The sequence below is a fragment of the Tetragenococcus solitarius NBRC 100494 genome (assembly GCF_001544195.1).
GTDB classification, from domain to species: domain Bacteria; phylum Bacillota; class Bacilli; order Lactobacillales; family Enterococcaceae; genus Tetragenococcus; species Tetragenococcus solitarius.
Map to the genome: position 1 here is coordinate 1 of NZ_BCPY01000035.1, position 18536 is coordinate 18536.

Consider the following 18536-nt stretch of genomic DNA (forward strand, 5'->3'; position numbering starts at 1 on the left):
AGGACGAAAATTAATTTTATAAAGAGCATACTCTATACTCTTATTTTTTTTTCAAGAACTCAAAAAAGCGGAAACTCAGATTTTTAAATCTGGGATTTTCCGCTTTTGTCATTTCAAGGATGGACTATTGTCTCAGCCTCTTCTAATTTATTCTTAAGATATTTTTACTTTCTCTGCAGGTGCTGATACTTCTTTTTGTTCTTTTCAACTTTTCAACTTATACTTCATTAATCTCATGCCATTGAAAATTACCACCAAGATACTACCTTCATGAACCAACATTCCGATAGACATATTCATCCATTCGCTGAAGAAGACGCTGGTCAACAAGACCAACACTACTCCAATTGAAATCACGATATTTTGTTTCATATTATTTGCGGTAGCTTTTACTAATCCTAATGCGTGAGGCAAGTTGCTGAAGTTCGAGTTCATTAAAACGACATCGGATGTTTCAATCGCTACGTCCGTTCCGCTTCCCATTGCGATTCCAATGTCTGCTAAAGCTAAGGACGGACTATCGTTAACGCCATCTCCAACAAAGGCTACAATTTGACCACGTTGTTGAAGTTTTCCGATATAAGCCGATTTGTCTTCCGGCAACATGTGGCCGTGAGCTTCGGTCAAACCAAGTTCGCCGGCGACCACATCAACGGTTCCTTGGTTATCTCCTGAAAGAACGACTAGATTTTTCACGCCCAAGTCTTTTAATTCCTGCAAATTAGCTTTCACACCCGGACGGACTTGATCGCGAATGCCCATCAGTACTTTTAATTCACCGTCGACCGCTGTCAAAACGAGAGAGTTCCCTTGTTGTTCAAACCGTTTGACATCTTTTTGCACTTTTTTGCTGAGAGTGACATTTTCTTTTTCCATCAAGGCCACATTCCCAACAGCCACTCTATGTCCAGCTACACTTGAAACGATTCCGCCGCCTTTCACGACTTCAGTTCCTTCAACAGGATAAAAGTTTGTTTCTCCGATTTGATTTAAGACCGCTTTTGCTAATGGATGATCTGATTCCCGTTCCACACTGGCCAGATAGCCAAGCGTTTCAGCAGGATCTTTTTCATACAGTTCAGTCGCTGCAACGGTTGGGTTTCCGACAGTTAAAGTACCTGTCTTATCAAATACAATTGTATCCACATTGCTGAAGTCTTGAATGACTTCACTCCCTTTTAAAAGAACACCGTTACGAGCACCATTCCCAATACCGGCAACGTTTGAGACAGGCACTCCGATAACTAATGCGCCTGGGCAACCTAGAACCAAGATGGTGATTGCTAACTCAATATTTTGACTGAACGCCCATACAACAATTGCCAGAACCAAGACAGCTGGTGTGTAGTATTTAGAAAAGCGATCAATGAACCGTTCCGCTTCGGATTTAGAATCTTGTGCTTCTTCCACGAGTTCAATAATTTTTCCAAATGTGGTGTCCTCACCAACTCGGTCAGCTCTGATTTGAATCGTTCCGTTTTCTAAAATGGTTCCTGCAAAAACTTCTGCATCAGCTAGCTTGTTGACTGGAACAGCTTCACCTGTAATGCTAGCTTCATTGATATGCCCTTCACCCGTAAGGACTATGCCATCTACTGGAACTTTCGCACCCGTTTTAACGAGCAAGATATCCCCTTCATCTATATCATCCACTTCTACTTCTTCAAATTCGCCATTATCCATTTGTTTCAAGGCGCTTTCGGGTGCCATTTCAGTCAATTCTTTGATAGCAGATCGCGTTTGGTTCAATGTTCGTTGTTCCAAGTAGTGTCCGAATAAGAATAAGAACGTGACAATAGCCGATTCTTCATAATTTTGAATAAAAAGCGCACCAATCGCTGCAATACTGACTAAGACATCAATACTGATGACTTTGACTTTCATTGCTTGAAACGCTTGAATGGCAATTGGCGTAATCCCAAAGACAGAGGCGATGATCAAAGACCACTCTGAAAGTCCTACGTTTTCTAAAACAAAGTGACTGAAGAAACCGAGTACGATTAACAATCCACTGATGACGGTGATAACATTTTTCTTGCTTAATATATATTGTTGCATGCTTTTTCCCTCCAAATTTAATTTCTCTTTTATTGATAAACACAGTATAAGATAATTGCCTAAGTAATTAATTGACTGACATCAAGTTTAGAAAGTTCTCTTTTATCGTTTCTAAGCACCTCGAATCGGATTGCAACAAAAAAAGCAATCCTGGAAAAATAGCTTTTCTTCCAGAATTGCCTAGTTCATTTAATCTGTTAAGCGGCCTTGACTTTTGCTTTAAGGACCGGATAGCCTACGTTTTCGATAGCTTTTTGAATCTCTTCAATCGAAGTGACAGCTGAATCAAAATTGGTTTTGACTTTGCTGGAGTTGAATAATACTTTAATGCTGTCTTTATCAATACCGTTAACTGATTTCACGGCACCTTCAATTTTTTGCATACAACTTGGACAAGACAACGTTTCTAATTGCAATATAGCTTTTTCCATAATTCCTATCTCCTTTATGTGTTTTTATTTTATCGGCAGCAGATTAATGAACACTGCCTTTTCCTCTTTACAACTGTAGTATAGCTCACTTTTAGCAAACGAAAATTGACGCATATCAAGTTTTGCACTTCTTTTTATCTTTTTGCTCAATTCACCATCTTAATAGTCTTTTTCTGCCCCTTATTGCCATCAGAATAATAAGAAATTGGTGGATAATCTTGTCTGCGTATAAACCATACTACAATCGCGCCAATAAACAGGGCCAGAGACAAGGCTTGCGAAACGCGGATCCACTCGCCAATCCATAAACTGTCCGTTCGCATACCTTCAATGAAGAACCGACCCACTGAGTACCACAAAACGTAACTCAAAGCGACTTCTCCTTGACGCAAAAGCTGTTTTCGGTTCCGTATAGTGACGATGAGGACAAAGCCCAACAAACTCCACAATGACTCGTATAAAAAAGTCGGATGGTAGTAGGTACCATTGATATTCATTTGTTCAATGATAAATTCAGGTAAATAAAGATTTTCCAAGAATTGACGAGTAACCGGTCCACCATGAGCTTCCTGATTCATAAAATTGCCCCAACGACCAATGGACTGGGCTAACAATACATTGGGCGCTAAAATATCAAGAACGAGTGCCAAAGAAGTACCTTTTTTCTTTGCATACCAATATAGCGTACCCCCTCCTGCAATCAATCCCCCATAAATCGCAATGCCGCCATTCCAAATCGCAAGGATTTGTCCTGGATTTTGCAGATAATAACCAAGTTCAAATAACACATAATAAAGCCGAGCGCCGAGGAGTCCAATCGGAATTGCCCATAAGGCCATATCGATAATGGTATCCTCTTCCAGTCCTTTTTTCTTTGCTTCCTTGGTGCTCAACTGGAGAGCCGCTAATATGCCTGCTGCAATAATGACTCCATACCAATGAATCACAACAGAACCAATCTCCACCACATGGGGATTCAAAACGCCTAATACGAATCCCATTCTATTTGCTCCATTTCTTCAATTTTTCGCGTCATTCTAGTCATGGTGATGCTGAACAAGATTCCGGCTAAGCTCCATGGAAACCAAACAGTGAATTCACTTTTAGCTCCCTGGTCACTCGCTTCGTAATACGCCACTTTTCCGTGTCCGATTACGCCGGCTCCTTTTACAACTTCCTCTTCTTTTTCCATAGCTAACCTATCTGCCTCAACAACGTTAGACGTTTTTGCTTCGCCGCCAATCGTGTTCTTGGTGAAAGGGACGACAAAGAATGCACCCGCTGCTGACAACGTGATGGCAACTATCACCCAAAAATAATGCACATTCACCTCTACTTATTTTTACGTTTTGTTCGGCAACCCTATCTTAAAGAAAAATAAAACAAAGAAACTTGAGGATTATCATGTTTGTACTTTTATTTTTCCAATGAATGAAGGTCGTTCTGTCTTAAAAAAGCCAAAAACGGACAGATGGAAGCAAAAGCACTGAGGTCTGTCCCGTTGTTAATGAAGAGCGACAGAACACCAACGTGTAGAAAAAAGTGTGTCCGATTATTCGCTGTAAAGCAATAAATCATCTAAATCCTGAATCTTGATCCTTTTCCCAGACAGCTGTTGAATCAATCCCTCGTCCTCCAATTCTCCAAATTTGCGACTGATGGTCTCAGGTGTCGTTCCTAAATAGGAAGCAATGTCCTTTTTTGCCATCGGCAGGGTGATGGTGGGAGAGTTGCCCATTTCAGGTTCCACATTTTCTGCCAAAAACAAAACTAAACGGGTAATGACACTCTCCACGGCTACTTGTGCAGTTTGACGTCCGGAGCTTTCTAACCGCTGCGACATTTCTCCTAGCAGCTTTAACGAAATTGCATGATACTCTTTTAGAAACTCTTGTACATCATGTTGTTGAATCATGCAGACAGACGTATCTCGAGTAGCTTCTGCGTATTCCTCGTGCACAGCATCAGGATTGAACAACGTCCATTCTCCCGTAAAGTCACCCGGATTCAAAATACGAACTAGTTGCTCTTTGCCAGAATTAGACAAGCGATAGATGCGGACTTTTCCGCGATTCACAATATACAAGGCATCATCTTTTTCTTGCGAGCGAAACAGAAACTCCCCTTTTTGATAGTGCTTCGTGTGAGCTTTTCCAGCGATGCGATCCATCGAGCTTTCCTCCAAATGATTGAATATCGGGACTAAGCGGATACAAGCTGAGTGGTCTCCTGCTGCATGTGGTTGGGTGTATTGAGTCAATTCGTTCTTCCCCTTTATCAGTTTATTGTCCTTCTTTTAACTTTCCTATATTTAGTATAAACTATATTTAGTATAAAGGCCCCCTACCTCAAAAAAATTGACACTCATCAAGAAAAGTCTTTTTAACGGCAAAAAAATGGGAGCTGGAAAGAGTCCCAACCCCAAAATCTTTAATTTTTAAATGTATGTTTACGAAAAACCTAATCTTCATCCTCATCAAACGCATCGTCGTCTTCCAATGCCTCTTTGCCAATGAACGCTTGCAGCATCCAAATGTTCTTGTCTAAGTCATTTTTAAAAGCAATCAGTGTATCTTCTAAAGCATCGTCACCCTCATCTTGTACTAAACGAATAGCACGAATCGTTAATTCACGGGTACTTCTGAAATCTTCGATAATATTTTCAACCATGTCTTCTGCTTTAGCGTATTTATTGATGGCATCTTCTGAAAGCATGGAATATTTTTCAAATTCAGCGGTGGTTGAAGCCGGTTTATGACCGGAAATAATCAAGCGTTCTGCTAGTTTGTCGAACCATTCTTCGTTTTGATTATACAATTCTTCAAATTTTTCATGCAACGTAAAGAAATTGGCTCCTTTTACATACCAGTGATATTGGTGCAGTTTCACATGTAATGTATGCATGTTGCCTAAAAGATGATCCGCAATGGCCGCTGCATTAATTTTCGTATGATGAACATGTTCCTTGTGTTCTTGTTCTTCTTGCAATCTTTCTTGGGGTGTTCTTTCTTGAGTAGCTTTATTTTCAGTCATGATTTATTCCTCCTATAATTTTGGTTTGTTTAAAATAGCTTTCTTTGATTCCTCCTTTTTCTTTACTGAATTTAGTATAGGATAGATTTCCGTTAAAAAAATTGACGCTCATCAAGAAAAGTATTTCTTAATAGACGCCAGGCTTCTCTATTAAATTCAACTGAAATAATCAAAGGAATGAAGTCGTTCCCTCCAAACAAAAATTTCATTAAAGTAGGGCCTAAAAAAAGAATAGCAACTATACTTTGTCAAGAGACCTGACTGCTATTTTTTTGCTTGTTATTCTTCAATTACCAAATGTCTTGCCTTGCAGTATATTTAATGCTCTTTCTCACTAGTGTTGCATGCAACACTAGTGAGAAAGAGTATTAATAAGATTAACCTAGAAGAATAACTTTACTTTATTTATGTCATACCATAAATAAAAATTGAAAAGAATTTTTTTATTTATTTTTAGTAGATCGATTAATAGGAGTTTTAGCTTGGGAGCGTCAATAATTTTGTGTAAATGGTTCTTCCCTACTGTAGATTGTTTCTAATTCTCCATCGGTTGACTCAGCATTTGTTCGAGCTCGCCTTCGGCCTGTTGGAAACCTTTATGACTGCGACCTAGGAATTTTGGGTTGTAAGTATCAAAAGACGAGACTAAGAAACGTTCCATCGACTCTTCATTTTGGAACTGTTCCTTGCGGTGGCTGTATTTCTTGATTTGTTTATTGAAAGATTCGATTAAATTAGTTGAGTAAATGCTTCGGCGGATACCAGGCGGAAACTCATAAAAAGTCAATAAATCTTGATTTTTTATCAGTGACTGCGTCACTTTAGGATAAGTTTTCTGCCACTTCTCAATCATACTCCCTAAAAAGGTATTTGCCTCTTCCTTTGAGCTAGCTTGATAAACAGCCTTAAAATCATCACAGATTTCTTTTCGATCTTTGACACGTACTTTATGACTGATATTACGGGAAACGTGAACACAGCAATGTTGGTATTTAGCTTTAGGATAAATCTGGTGAATCGTATCTTTCATGCCTTTTAAGCCATCGGTAATAAACAGTAAGACATCATGAACCCCTCTGGAGTAAATGTCCTGTAACAACTCATTCCAAACGTAGGTCGATTCAGTCCGAGCAATCGCATAACTTAGTACTTCTTTAGTGCCGTCTTCTCGTATACCAATGGCAATATAGATTGCTTCTTTGGAGACGGTTTGCCGTTTTAAAGGAATATAAGTAGCATCCATGAAAATAGCGACATACTTATCATTTAGAGTTCTAACTTTAAATGCATTTACTTCTTCAGTCAGCACTTTAGTCATGTTGGACATGGTTTGTGGAGTATAGTGATGCCCATACATTTTCTCAATCAAGTCTGCGATTTCCGACATGGTAATATGGATAGGCTACAATTAACTAGACAGAAAAATTAAGGTGTGTAGACTAGAAGAAAACATACCAGGAGGAATTTTTATGTCTAAGAGAACACGAAGAACTTTTTCACAAGAATTCAAGCAACAAATCGTCAATCTTTACTTAGCTGGAAAGCCACGTGTAGAAATCATTCGAGAATATGAACTAACGGCTTCAGCATTTGACAAATGGGTAAAGCAATCTAAAACGAGTGGTTCATTCAAAGGAAAAGATAATCTTACGCCTGAACAAAAAGAATTGTTAGAACTACGTAAAAGAAACCAGCAATTAGAAATGGAAAATGATATTTTAAAGCAAGCAGCGCTGATATTCGGACGAAGAGACAAGTAATCGATGCGAATAAGCATCTTTACCCTATATCAGCGATGTGCAGAATATTAGGTCTATCACGTCAGTCCTATTATTATCAATCAAAACCAAAGAAAGACGAATCAGAACTTGAAGAAGCAGTCGCTGAAGAATTTATCCGCAGCCGAAAGGCCTACGGCTCAAGAAAAATAAAAAAAGCCTTATCAAAACGAGGCATTCAGATCAGCCGACGAAAAATTAGTAGAATCATGAAAAATAGAGGATTAAAATCGAGCTATACTGTTGCTTATTTTAAAGTACATCATTCTACTTGCAATGAAGCCAAAACGACAAACGTATTGAATCGTAAATTCTTAAGAGACAACCCATTAGAAGCGATCGTAACAGACTTGACTTATGTACGAGTCGGGAAAAAATGGAATTATGTCTGTTTCATTTTGGATCTGTTCAATCGAGAAATTCTCGGCTATTCTTGTGGAGAACATAAAGATGCCGTTCTAGTAAAAAAAGCATTTAGCCGTATCAAACAACCTCTGACAGAGGTTGAGATTTTTCATACTGATCGTGGAAAAGAGTTTGATAACCAAGCTATTGATGAATTATTAACAACTTTTGACATCAATCGATCATTGAGTCATAAAGGCTGTCCTTTTGATAATGCCGTAGCTGAATCAACTTATAAGTCGTTGAAAGTAGAATTTGTCTATCAATACACATTTGAAACCTTACAACAATTGGATTTGGAGTTATTTGACTATGTCAATTGGTGGAACCACCTTCGGTTGCACGGTACACTTGGCTACGAGACACCGGTTGGTTACCGTAACCAGAGATTGGCGCAGCGAATCCTTGATAATGAGCTCGGATGTGCTAACGCTAGCGAGGCAGTCTAACTTTAACTGTTAGCTCCTGCCGAAGATCGTCACATCCGAGGAGGCTCATTGTCAAGGATAATCGGAATAGCATACGGAAAGAAGTTCTGCACCTTATAAAATTTGTCAAAAAAACTGTTGCCATTCCACTTTTTGCAATTATTCTCGTGAGGTCTTCTTTTAACTACATAAAATTGTAACCACTGGTTTTAAGAGTAGTGTATCATCCCAAATCATATAATTAATTGACTGCGATTGTTATAAAACTCACGGTAAGCCATATAACTAGCAATAAACGAAGAAATCGCAGTAACTGAAATCAACATAAACATCACAACAATTTGGTAACGAATCGCTTGAACAGGATCAATTCCCGCAAAAATCAACCCTGACATCATACCTGGTAGGCTGACAAGTCCAACCGTTTTTGTTCGGTCAATTGAAGGAGCCATGCCCGTTTTGACGCTTTCTCTTACAATACTCATGGACGCTTGTTTTTTATTGGCTCCCAATGCCAATTTTTCCAATACCTGTTGGCGTTGGTCCGTAAATTTTGAATTCAAAGACCGATAGGTCACTCCAATCGCAGTCATGGCGTTGCTGGCAATCATGCCTGTAATTGGAACGATTTGGGAAGGGGACCAGTCAATGACTCCTGAAAAAACAAGAATGAGTAAGGACAAGGCTGTTCCTACTCCAATAGCCGTCGTTGAAATTTTAAAAGAGCGGTTGATCCCCTCACTGCGTGTATGGGCGTTATAAGAAGCGTTGAACACAATGAACAAAACCATCGCTAAAGTGAGAAAGTTGTTATCCACTCGTAATACGTAGCTCAATACATATCCAATAAGGAATAATTGAACGACAGCGCGAATTCCCGCAATAAAAATGTCGTTTCCTAATCCCAATTTCTCTTTGTAATCAATCAACAAGGCAACTATCAAGAGGACAGAGGATAAAAGCAAAGAAAGATTACTGATTTCCAAATTGTTTGTCATTTCGATTCCTCCATTTTTCCACCTTTGATAGTAATCAGACGAGAAGCTTGGTCGATTTCTTCCTGGTTGTGAGTGACGGCCAACACCTTAGTTTGTTGGTCCTTCATCATGTCTCGGACTAAATCAAGGACAATCGCTCTGTTTTCTTGGTCCAATGAACTGGTAACTTCATCCAGGAGCAACACTTTCGGTTGATACATCAAATTTCGGACCAATGCAACCCGTTGTTTTTCCCCTCCTGATAGTTCCTTGACCTCTTTCGATAAGTAAGTTTCAGGTATTTGAACTCGTTCTAACAATTTTTTTGCACGTTCCCGATCAAATCCTTCTTCTCTTATGCGGGCAGGAAAAGACAAGTTCTCTTGAACTGTCTCATCGAATAGAGAAGCGTTTTGAAAGAAATAAGAGACTTCTTTTCTATACTCCACAGGATCGATTTTTTGCAGATCCGTACCTCGATAATAAATTTTTCCGGAAGTTGGGGAAAGCAGCGTACCAATTAATTTCAAAAGGGTACTTTTTCCACTTCCAGAAGGACCAGAAAAAACAATCACTTCCCCTTTGTTTACTGTAAAAGAGATATCTTGAAGGATTTGGTTTCCGTTTGCCTGAAAACCAACCTTCTCTAATTGAAACAATGAATCACTCATACCACTTCTCTCCTTTATAAAAAAGCCCTGCACCAGTGGACCATCCATACGGGTGCAGGGCTTTTGTTTCATCCTAGTGTACCTCAGTGTTCGTTTGGATCGTTTTTGGCGTCTTCATGAGTAGGGTGAACCGTTCCTTCAAGGTGATCTGGACCAGCATAAATGGTATACAGTCTGAGCGGCTTATCACCGGTGTTTTCGATGTTGTGCCACATGTCCGCCGGAACAAATACGGCGTCATCATCCATCACTTTTTGTTGAACATGTAAGTTATCTTTAGAAGGCCCCATTTTACACACGCCTTCTCCTTCTTCAATACGGATAAATTGGTCAATGCCTTCGTGCACTTCCAAACCGATGTCATCGCCCGGTTGAATGGACATTACGGTGACTTGCAGTTTACTGCCTGTCCAAATGGTCGTCCGGTAATTATCATTTCCTGTGGTGGCGTCTTCAATATTAATGATATACGGCTTCTTCCCATGATCCTTGTAGTCTATTTCCATCTTCCATTCCTCCTAGTCTTTGTACTGAAACAATGATACCTACTTCTTATTTATAATAATTCTAATTAATGGTACCACATCTAAAATTCTATGCAAAAAAATTGGCTTTTTGGAGAGCGATTCTAAACAAAGACCATATAACGCGCAATTACAATTGGTACCCCTTAATCCTCAGCACATAAAGGAAAAAATATGGAATCAAAAAATAACCGATATGTACTCTGGTTATGACTTGAATCAGGGAGAATTTCAGAGACGACACATCATACTTTTTTAGTTTGCACTTGTAAACTAACTAGCGTACATTAAGTTTATGCTCACTATCAAGCGTTGTCAATCCTTTAGACTCTTATCAATTTCGAAAGAAAGTAGCAAGGTTATTGATTGTGACTGTAAAAGTGGGGTGTTCCTATAAGCACATTAAACTATCTTCTCTAATTTATCATGCTATTTAAATTCTGTTTTTTCATGAGAATTTTTGTCCAAAACTTGTTAAAATGATTTTAAAAAATACTTACATACACAATCCCCAAAAGACACTAATGTCATTTCAGTCAAAAAAGATACCGCAGAAAATTTCCACCTGAGATTCAATACGATATTACTCTCTTGACAGCCAGCTTAATTCCTTAGTTGAATAGATCATTAAAGTGCACAAAAAAACAATGCGGCGTTTGTTATATTTTCTGGTATAAGCGACGGTGCTATAAACTTTTTTGCAGATTAAAAATCATATGAATTTAACTCCAGTAATAAGAGTTTAAGTGCCAATGCATGCATGATTCTTTCAATTTCCGTTTTATGATTAGACAGAGCGATTCCTTCATTGCATTGGAAAATGAGTTTGTTTCTCGTAATATGTATGCTCTCATTTTTGGTTGCATAGTATTCTCTCCATTCGTCTTCATACATAAGAACGCCTCCTTTGATCATCCTATATTTAAGTCCTTCGTTATTAATATACGTAAAAAGTTGGTATTTTATTTTTATTTTCTCTCTCTTTAAAAAAACTGAAAAAAGAGCGGTTTACAGGCATTTTCATGGATAGTTACCCATAGATCAATCTGAAATGAGCGTAGAACTTCCCTCTCAAACACTGGTTTTTTAGAGAAATACGAAATATTAGGGTTATTTGCAGAATAGCTACTTATTCTTACAAAGCAACAAGCGAGCAAAAGAAAAATTCCTTTCAAGCGTTTTTTGGCGGTACACTATTTTAGCGACAGGCAAGATAGCCAATATTTTTTACAACTGGTTTGACTGTCGGCGACGACAGCCCACAGCCAAAAATAAAGAAGTCAAGGACTGTGAGGGTGGAGATTTTTTGGTGGTCTGCCAAAAAATACTTACCCGTTCCTTGACTTATTTAAGTATCATTCAGTTTTAGGCTATTACAACTGGGTGACTGAGACGATTTTGGGGGCTTGCCCCTTTTTTCCAAAAGGGGCAAGGTCTAGATCTTGTGTTTTTATTTTTTTGGAAATTCAAAAGCTAATTTCATTTCGTCATTCAGTGTTAACTTTGCCGAGAAATTGCTTCCTTTTTTACTTGGAATGGCAACAATTTTTTTGACAAATTTTATAAGGTGCAGAACTTCTTTCCGTATGCTATTCCGATTGTCCTTGACAATGAGCCTCCTCGGATGTGACGATCTTCGGCAGGAGCTAACAGTTAAAGTTAGACTGCCTCGCTAGCGTTAGCACATCCGAGCTCATTATCAAGGATTCGCTGCGCCAATCTCTGGTTACGGTAACCAACCGGTGTCTCGTAGCCAAGTGTACCGTGCAACCGAAGGTGGTTCCACCAATTGACATAGTCAAATAACTCCAAATCCAATTGTTGTAAGGTTTCAAATGTGTATTGATAGACAAATTCTACTTTCAACGACTTATAAGTTGATTCAGCTACGGCATTATCAAAAGGACAGCCTTTATGACTCAATGATCGATTGATGTCAAAAGTTGTTAATAATTCATCAATAGCTTGGTTATCAAACTCTTTTCCACGATCAGTATGAAAAATCTCAACCTCTGTCAGAGGTTGTTTGATACGGCTAAATGCTTTTTTTACTAGAACGGCATCTTTATGTTCTCCACAAGAATAGCCGAGAATTTCTCGATTTATTATTGTTGGCTTAAATATTGAAAAATCTGTTTATCTGACAGATAACCTAAGGTCTCATGCTGCTTGTTTAATACCTCAATATAACGATACTCGCTTAAGGCTGCAAAAGCTTTTTGTAGAGTAACATCTTCTTGCAGTGGAATAGCTGTGGTATTATCATCCTTTAGCGTATGATAACCTTCCACTTCTATCACCCGACGAAGAGGGATCTGGTATCCTAATTTATTCGCACTCGAGTGAAAAAAGTCATAGACAAAATCGCTAGCCGGGTTTTGAGCAAGTTCTTCAGGCGTGCCAACTTGTAAAAGCTCTCCTTTAGCCATAATACCAATACGATCTCCTAATTTAATGGCTTCGTCCATATCATGGGTCACAAAAATAATCGTATTGTGTAACTCTTCATGCAGTTCTAAAATTAAATCTTGCAAAGTTGTGCGAGATAATGGATCTAAAGCGCCAAAAGGTTCATCCATCAAAACAATTTCCGGTTTGGAAGCAATCGCACGTAAAATACCAATTCGCTGTTGTTCTCCGCCAGAAAGTTCACTAGGCATACGCTCACGATATTTATCCGGATCTAAGTCAACTTTCTTTAGTAAATCATCTACTAAACGTTTGATTTCTTTTTTAGAGACTTTCTTCATTTCAGGAATCACTGCAATATTTTGGGCTACCGTCATGGTAGGAAAAAGGGCAATTTGTTGTAAAATATATCCCATCGACCACCGTAATTGCTGTAAAGGGTAATCTTTCGCTTTTTTTCCGTCTATTAAAATATCGCCATCTGTAGGCTCTTCTAAGCGATTCACCATTTTTAAAGAAGTTGTTTTGCCGCTTCCGGAGGTGCCGACTAAGACAAATAATTCTCCTTTTTCAATCTCAAGATCCATCTTGGGAATAACTAGGGTATCGCCAAAGGACTTTGAAACATGTTGAAACTCGATTGCCGTACTCATCATTTTTCCTCCTCTAACAACCCATTTTCAGATAAATAGTCATGGGCAACTTCTGCAGCTGATTCATCTTCTACATTGACCTCATAATTCATCTCTTGCATTTCTTCTTCAGTAATTTTATCGCCTAATTTATCTAGCGCTTCTACTACCTGCGGGTTATCATGAGCAAACTCTGTAGTCATTAGAGGTGCGCCTTGATATTTTGGAAAAAGACCTTTGTCATCTTCTAAAATGCTCAAATGGTACTGTCGTAATTCACTGTCTGTGGAGTAAGCGTCAATCAAATTCACCCGTCCATCATCGATTGCTTGATAACGTAGGGCAGGCTCCATTGAACTTGTCTCAAAATCTAAATCATATAAATCTTCTATCCCACGCAGTCCATCTTCTCGGTCAATAAACTCTAATGTCATTCCCGCTTTAATCTCTGATTGAATACTAGCAAGATCACTAATCGTTTCTAATTGATGTTCCTTTTTAAAATCATCTTTAACTGCTAATGCATAAGCATTATTATAGCTCATTGGTTCTAATAAAGTTAACTGGTCTTGCTGTTGCAGCTGCTCTTTTGCTTGTTTGTAGGTTTCTTCTTCTGATAATCCTTGTGTGTCAATAGAATCATCTTCGATCAGCGTTTCTAAGACTGTCCCGGTAAATTCAGGATAGATATCGATCTGATCATTTTTTACCGCATTATACAAAAAAGTCGTTTTTCCAAAATTAGGTTTTAATTCTACCTTTATATCCGGATCTTCATCTTCAATCAGCTCTTTATACATATTAATCAAAATTTCAGGTTCAGAACCTAGTTTTCCCGCAATCGTCACTGTTTGCTGACGGTTGGCATAAGCCGAGTAAATACCGCCACCGCCTAATAAAACAATTAGAATCACCAATCCAATAATCGAGTGCCGTAGTTTTGCTCGTTCAAACCAACGAATGAATGAACTTAAAATAATAGATAATAAGGCAGCAGAAACTGTGCCAATAATGATTAAAGGCATATCATTACGATCAATTCCTAAGAGAATAAATGTCCCTAATCCTCCAGCACCGATTAATGCTGCAAGCGTTGCAGTACCAATAATCAGCACCATAGCCGTACGAATTCCAGAGACAATCGCAGGTCTTGCCATTGGTAGTTCAACTTTAAATAGTTTGCGCATTTTTGACATACCAAAAGCGTCCGCTGCTTCTTCAATCGCTGGATCAATTTCTGAAATTCCTAAATAAGTATTTTGAAAAATAGGTAATAATGCATAAATGACCAGCGCAATAATCGCAGGTGTAGTCCCAATGCCTACCAAAGGGATTAAAAGCCCTAAAAGTGCAAGCGAAGGAATGGTTTGCAAAATCCCTGCAATTTGCAAGCCGACTTCAGCAACCCGTGGATATCTAACAACCCAAATCGCCAAAGGAATTGCAATTAGCATCGCAATTAAAAGAGAAAAAATCGAGATGCCTAAATGGTTCAATAATTCGCTCCATAAATCGCCTTGTCGTTCGTTGAATGTTTCTAAGAGATTTTCCATCAAGTAACCCCACATTCATTTTTTATTCCGAAAACTGACTATTGTATAATTCTGTGTAAATCCCATTTTTTGCAAGAAGTTCTTTATGACTTCCCTGCTCGACAATGTCGCCTTGATCCATCACTAATATTTTATCCGCATCGACAATCGTTGATAAACGATGGGCAATAACAAAATTAGTTCGCCCTTTCATTAGATTTGCCATCGCTTGCTGGATCAACTGCTCGGTCCTTGTATCAACAGACGAAGTGGCTTCGTCTAAAATCAAAATCGCCGGATCACTCACAAAAGCGCGGGCAATCGTTAGAAGCTGACGCTGCCCTTGAGAGATATTGGTCGCATCTTCATTTAGCATCGTCTGATAACCATTTGGCAAAGTTTTAATAAAATGATGGGCATGCGCCTCTTTAGAAGCTTGTATCACTTCGTCTTCGGTAGCATCCGTCTTACCATAAGAAATATTATCATAAACGGTTCCTTGTGTGAGCCAAGTATCTTGTAATACCATCCCAAAAAAAGAACGTAGATTATCACGCGGAACAGTCCGAATATCGACACCGTTAATCATGATTTTATTTTTCGTTACATCATAAAAACGTAGCAGCAAATTAACCAAAGTCGTCTTACCAGCTCCCGTGTGTCCGACAATAGCGATGGTTTCCCCTTGGTTTACTGTCAATGTTAAGTCTTGAATCACTGGTTGCCCCTTGTCGTATTCAAAACCTATATGGTCGATTTCAATTTTTTCAATTGGTAGTTCAATTTTATTTGTGTTATTTTCTACCTCTTCTGGTGCATCTAAAAACTGAAATACCCGGTTACTAGAAGCAATGGTTTCTTGCAAGGTATTGGCCATTTCAGCGATAACATCGATAGGACGACGAATATTTTGACTATATTGCATAAAAGCAAGTACATCACCTACCATAATCGTACCATTAACAATCAGTAAACCTCCAACAATTGCAATTAACACATAGGCAACATTACCAATAAAAGTCATCACTGGATTGAGGATCCCAGCCATAAAACTTGCACGATAAGAAACGTCAAATAAACGATCATTATACTCTTTAAATTCTGCGTTGGATTGATCTTGATAATTGTAAGCTTTGATTAAATCTGTACCGGTGAAATTTTCTTCCACGTAACCTACCATAGCACCTAGACGTTCAGATTTTGCCCGAAAGTACTTTTGCGAACGCCCCATGATAATTCTGGTAGCTATAATATTTAAAGGTACGGTAATAAAAAAGACCAAAAACAAAAGCGGGCTAATATAAAGCATCATAGCCGTGATTCCAGCAAACATCAAAAGACTGTTTACAATCTGACTGACACTCAATTGCACATTACGTCCGATGGCTTCTACATCATTGGTAATACGACTTAATAAATCGCCTGTCGAATGCTGGTCAAAAAAGCTTAACGGTACTTTTTTAATTTTCTCCGAGACTTCTGTCCGCATAATTTTAATTAAAGATTGTGACAATTGAACCAATAAGCGCTCAACCATAATATTACTTAGCGCTAATAAAATATATAAAGCAGCCAGCAATAGTGTTGTTTTAATAATATAAGTAAAATCTATTGCACTTTGACTAGTGATCGCCGATTGTACATGGTTCAAAATAGATCCCATCACAATTGGAGCTAACACTTCCATTGTAGTAGAAATCATTGTCATCATAAGCGACAATAAGAGAATTTTTTTATAATTTTTTAAATAGCTGAATAAACGCTTCACTGTTTGCCAGCTAGTGGGATAGACTTCATAAAAATTTACCGTCATCTGTGCTCCTCCTCTCCTTGAGAAATAGCAATTTCGCGATAAACTTGATTAGTTTGCATCAGTTCATCATGTGAACCCAACCCCTGCATTTTCCCATTTTCTAGTACCAAAATCTTACTTGCATGACGAATCGTTGCCACTCGTTGTGCAACAATGATGGTCGCTGCATTAGTCAATTTTCCTTGTAAAGCCAAACGTAATTCATAATCTGTTTTATAATCAAGAGCAGAAAAGGAATCATCAAAAATATATAATGAAGCTTGTCTTGTTAATGCACGTGAAATAGCTAAACGTTGTCTTTGACCACCGGAATAATTACGTCCGCCACGAGCAACTGTTTTTTCTAAGGGTTTCTCATTTGGTAAAAATTGCAAAGCCTGAGCTGTTTCCAAACTATCAAGCATTTGTTCATCCGTCGCATCTGGATTACTGTAAAATAAGTTGCCGCGAATACTTTCTGAAAAGAAATAGTTTTGCTGAGGCACATAGCTAATTTTTTCCCTAACACTTTCTGGATTTAATGTATTGATCGGCTCTCCATTCACTAAAAGCTCTCCTTGAGTGGGATCATAAAATTGCATGAACAACTTTAACAAGGTTGACTTCCCTGAACCGGTCCCTCCAATAATTCCCATCACTTCTCCTTTATGAACAGTAAAATTTAATTGTTCTAAAGCTGGAAGCTTAGCATCAGGGTAGTAAAAGGTGAGATCCTTAGCCTCTACAGAAGTAATCGGTTCATTTAATACATTGCTACCACCTACGGAACGAGATGGATAATTTAATACGGCATTCACTCGATCAATGGAGGCTACACTTCTAGGTAGCATAGTCATCATGCGTGTTACCATGATAACAGCGTTTAACACTTGAGTAATATATTGGACAAAAGCCATCAAAGCACCGATAGACATCACTCCTTGTTGTACATAACGCACACCAAGAAATAAGGTTGCGACAATGGATAAATTCAAAATCAATGTCAAAATCGGATTAATCGTCTGCATGACTTTATTTACCTTTAAGCCAATCTGGTAATATTTTTCGTTCGCTTCTTCAAAAGTCTCTTCTTCTTGTTTATCCTTAGAAAAAGCGCGTATAACTTTAAGACCTGTTAAACGTTGACGTAATAGAAGATTAATATGGTCCAGGGCTTGTTGTAAACGAGGGAAATAAGGAACAACCACTTTAATAACAAAATACAAGACAATCGCTAAAAAAGGCAGGCTAACAAACACTACCATCGATAAACGTAGACTAGTAGTAAAAGCCATAATCAAGCCACCAATAAAAGTGAGTGGAGCTCTAGCTAATGGCCTTAGGCCCATTAAGACAAGTTGTTCAATTTGTGCTACGTCATTGGTTGTACGAGTAATTAGAGATGAAACGCTAAAATATTCCGTTTCATCAAATGTCATGCGATTAACTTTGTTAAACATCCGTTTCCTTAAATCTTTTGAAAATAGCATTGAAGTTTTAGCTGAAAAATAAGCTGCCGAGCCTCTAACTAAAATAGTAATTAAAGTGACACCAATCATCACTGAACCTAACCTTAAGATATAGGAAATGTTTTGGTTGGTAACTCCTGTATCAATAATTTTTGACATCATTTTAGGTAGTAATAATTCGCCAATAGTATTGACAAAAGTTAAGATAAGTACAATTAAAACAAGAAATTTATATCGCTTAAAATCTTTAAAAACACTCAACTTGTTCCCTCTTTCGTTATAAATTATGTATTTGGATTTAAAATCACCTTACATTATAACAAACCTTTCTAAAAATCCATATTCATAGGCAATATAAAACAATATAAATTCTACTACCATTGACCAAACAAAAAAA

At 38.2% G+C, this 18536-nt stretch carries 15 protein-coding genes and 2 pseudogenes; 1 reads left to right on the forward strand and 16 read right to left on the reverse strand.

The genetic code is table 11. The features are described 5' to 3' along the window. Window positions 1-204: 204 nt before the first annotated feature. From TS1_RS09505 to TS1_RS09535, 7 genes and pseudogenes are all read right to left on the reverse strand, one after another. Window positions 205-2058 carry a heavy metal translocating P-type ATPase gene (locus tag TS1_RS09505; protein ID WP_068710167.1) on the reverse strand — a complete coding sequence of 618 codons (1854 nt, stop codon included), beginning with the start codon at window positions 2056-2058 and terminating at the stop codon, window positions 205-207. A 197-nt stretch (window positions 2059-2255) separates the two neighbouring features. Beyond that, entirely contained in the window at window positions 2256-2489 is a 234-nt protein-coding gene (locus TS1_RS09510; RefSeq protein WP_003103602.1) for a heavy-metal-associated domain-containing protein, read from the reverse strand. A gap of 146 nt (window positions 2490-2635) precedes the next feature. Beyond that, window positions 2636-3490 carry a prolipoprotein diacylglyceryl transferase gene (lgt, locus tag TS1_RS09515; RefSeq protein WP_068710168.1) on the reverse strand — a complete coding sequence of 285 codons (855 nt, stop codon included), beginning with the start codon at window positions 3488-3490 and terminating at the stop codon, window positions 2636-2638. Further along, window positions 3475-3813 (reverse strand): hypothetical protein, encoded by a 339-nt coding sequence (locus tag TS1_RS09520; protein ID WP_028790832.1) that lies wholly within the window; start codon window positions 3811-3813, stop codon window positions 3475-3477. Before TS1_RS09520 ends, lgt begins: the two co-directional genes overlap by 16 nt. Window positions 3814-4041: 228 nt before the next feature. Then, the gene (locus TS1_RS09525) at window positions 4042-4749 is read right to left on the reverse strand and encodes a Crp/Fnr family transcriptional regulator (protein ID WP_124007094.1); all 708 of its coding nucleotides are present in this window, start codon (window positions 4747-4749) and stop codon (window positions 4042-4044) included. Window positions 4750-4949: 200 nt separating this feature from the next. Then, a complete protein-coding gene (locus tag TS1_RS09530; protein ID WP_068710169.1) occupies window positions 4950-5522 on the reverse strand; it encodes a Dps family protein in 573 nt (190 codons plus the stop codon). Window positions 5523-6057: 535 nt separating this feature from the next. Next, a pseudogene (locus TS1_RS09535) lies at window positions 6058-6915 on the reverse strand (IS256 family transposase); the annotation flags it as partial. A 76-nt stretch (window positions 6916-6991) separates the two neighbouring features. On the opposite strand from TS1_RS09535, the gene TS1_RS09545 reads away from it, so the two are divergent. Further along, a protein-coding gene (locus TS1_RS09545) for an IS3 family transposase (RefSeq protein WP_157061663.1) occupies window positions 6992-8154 on the forward strand; the annotation gives its coding sequence in 2 pieces (ribosomal slippage) (window positions 6992-7268 and window positions 7268-8154; 1164 coding nt in all). Window positions 8155-8366: 212 nt separating this feature from the next. On the opposite strand, the gene TS1_RS09550 is transcribed toward TS1_RS09545, so the two are convergent. The 9 genes and pseudogenes from TS1_RS09550 to TS1_RS09585 form a co-directional block, all read right to left on the reverse strand. Further along, complete coding sequence (locus tag TS1_RS09550; protein ID WP_002318452.1) at window positions 8367-9131, reverse strand: ABC transporter permease; 765 nt, start codon at window positions 9129-9131, stop codon at window positions 8367-8369. Next, window positions 9128-9781 (reverse strand): ABC transporter ATP-binding protein, encoded by a 654-nt coding sequence (locus TS1_RS09555; RefSeq protein WP_068710171.1) that lies wholly within the window; start codon window positions 9779-9781, stop codon window positions 9128-9130. Before TS1_RS09555 ends, TS1_RS09550 begins: the two co-directional genes overlap by 4 nt. A gap of 83 nt (window positions 9782-9864) precedes the next feature. Continuing rightward, window positions 9865-10287 (reverse strand): cupin domain-containing protein, encoded by a 423-nt coding sequence (locus TS1_RS09560; protein WP_002307506.1) that lies wholly within the window; start codon window positions 10285-10287, stop codon window positions 9865-9867. A gap of 723 nt (window positions 10288-11010) precedes the next feature. Then, a complete protein-coding gene (locus TS1_RS09565; RefSeq protein ID WP_068710172.1) occupies window positions 11011-11199 on the reverse strand; it encodes a hypothetical protein in 189 nt (62 codons plus the stop codon). Between the two features lie 765 nt (window positions 11200-11964). Beyond that, window positions 11965-12414, reverse strand: a pseudogene (locus tag TS1_RS12450) (transposase); the annotation flags it as partial. Further along, the gene (locus TS1_RS09570) at window positions 12411-13367 is read right to left on the reverse strand and encodes an ABC transporter ATP-binding protein (protein WP_068710174.1); all 957 of its coding nucleotides are present in this window, start codon (window positions 13365-13367) and stop codon (window positions 12411-12413) included. The pseudogene TS1_RS12450 and the gene TS1_RS09570, both read right to left, overlap by 4 nt. Then, complete coding sequence (locus tag TS1_RS09575; protein WP_068710176.1) at window positions 13367-14899, reverse strand: ABC transporter permease/substrate-binding protein; 1533 nt, start codon at window positions 14897-14899, stop codon at window positions 13367-13369. The genes TS1_RS09570 and TS1_RS09575 overlap by 1 nt, the downstream gene beginning before the upstream one ends. 22 nt (window positions 14900-14921) lie before the next feature. After that, on the reverse strand, window positions 14922-16691 hold the full coding sequence (locus tag TS1_RS09580; RefSeq protein ID WP_068710177.1) for an ABC transporter ATP-binding protein: 1770 nt from the start codon (window positions 16689-16691) through the stop codon (window positions 14922-14924). Beyond that, entirely contained in the window at window positions 16688-18400 is a 1713-nt protein-coding gene (locus TS1_RS09585; RefSeq protein ID WP_068710179.1) for an ABC transporter ATP-binding protein, read from the reverse strand. The genes TS1_RS09580 and TS1_RS09585 overlap by 4 nt, the downstream gene beginning before the upstream one ends. Window positions 18401-18536 lie beyond the last annotated feature (136 nt).

Coding starts and splice junctions, on each gene's coding strand:
- TS1_RS09505 (WP_068710167.1), bottom strand. CDS start 2,058: ATGCAACAATATATATTAAGCAAGAAAAATGTTATCACCGTCATCAGT.
- TS1_RS09510 (WP_003103602.1), bottom strand. CDS start 2,489: ATGGAAAAAGCTATATTGCAATTAGAAACGTTGTCTTGTCCAAGTTGT.
- lgt (WP_068710168.1), bottom strand. CDS start 3,490: ATGGGATTCGTATTAGGCGTTTTGAATCCCCATGTGGTGGAGATTGGT.
- TS1_RS09530 (WP_068710169.1), bottom strand. CDS start 5,522: ATGACTGAAAATAAAGCTACTCAAGAAAGAACACCCCAAGAAAGATTG.
- TS1_RS09550 (WP_002318452.1), bottom strand. CDS start 9,131: ATGACAAACAATTTGGAAATCAGTAATCTTTCTTTGCTTTTATCCTCT.
- TS1_RS09555 (WP_068710171.1), bottom strand. CDS start 9,781: ATGAGTGATTCATTGTTTCAATTAGAGAAGGTTGGTTTTCAGGCAAAC.
- TS1_RS09560 (WP_002307506.1), bottom strand. CDS start 10,287: ATGGAAATAGACTACAAGGATCATGGGAAGAAGCCGTATATCATTAAT.
- TS1_RS09565 (WP_068710172.1), bottom strand. CDS start 11,199: ATGTATGAAGACGAATGGAGAGAATACTATGCAACCAAAAATGAGAGC.
- TS1_RS09570 (WP_068710174.1), bottom strand. CDS start 13,367: ATGAGTACGGCAATCGAGTTTCAACATGTTTCAAAGTCCTTTGGCGAT.
- TS1_RS09575 (WP_068710176.1), bottom strand. CDS start 14,899: ATGGAAAATCTCTTAGAAACATTCAACGAACGACAAGGCGATTTATGG.
- TS1_RS09580 (WP_068710177.1), bottom strand. CDS start 16,691: ATGACGGTAAATTTTTATGAAGTCTATCCCACTAGCTGGCAAACAGTG.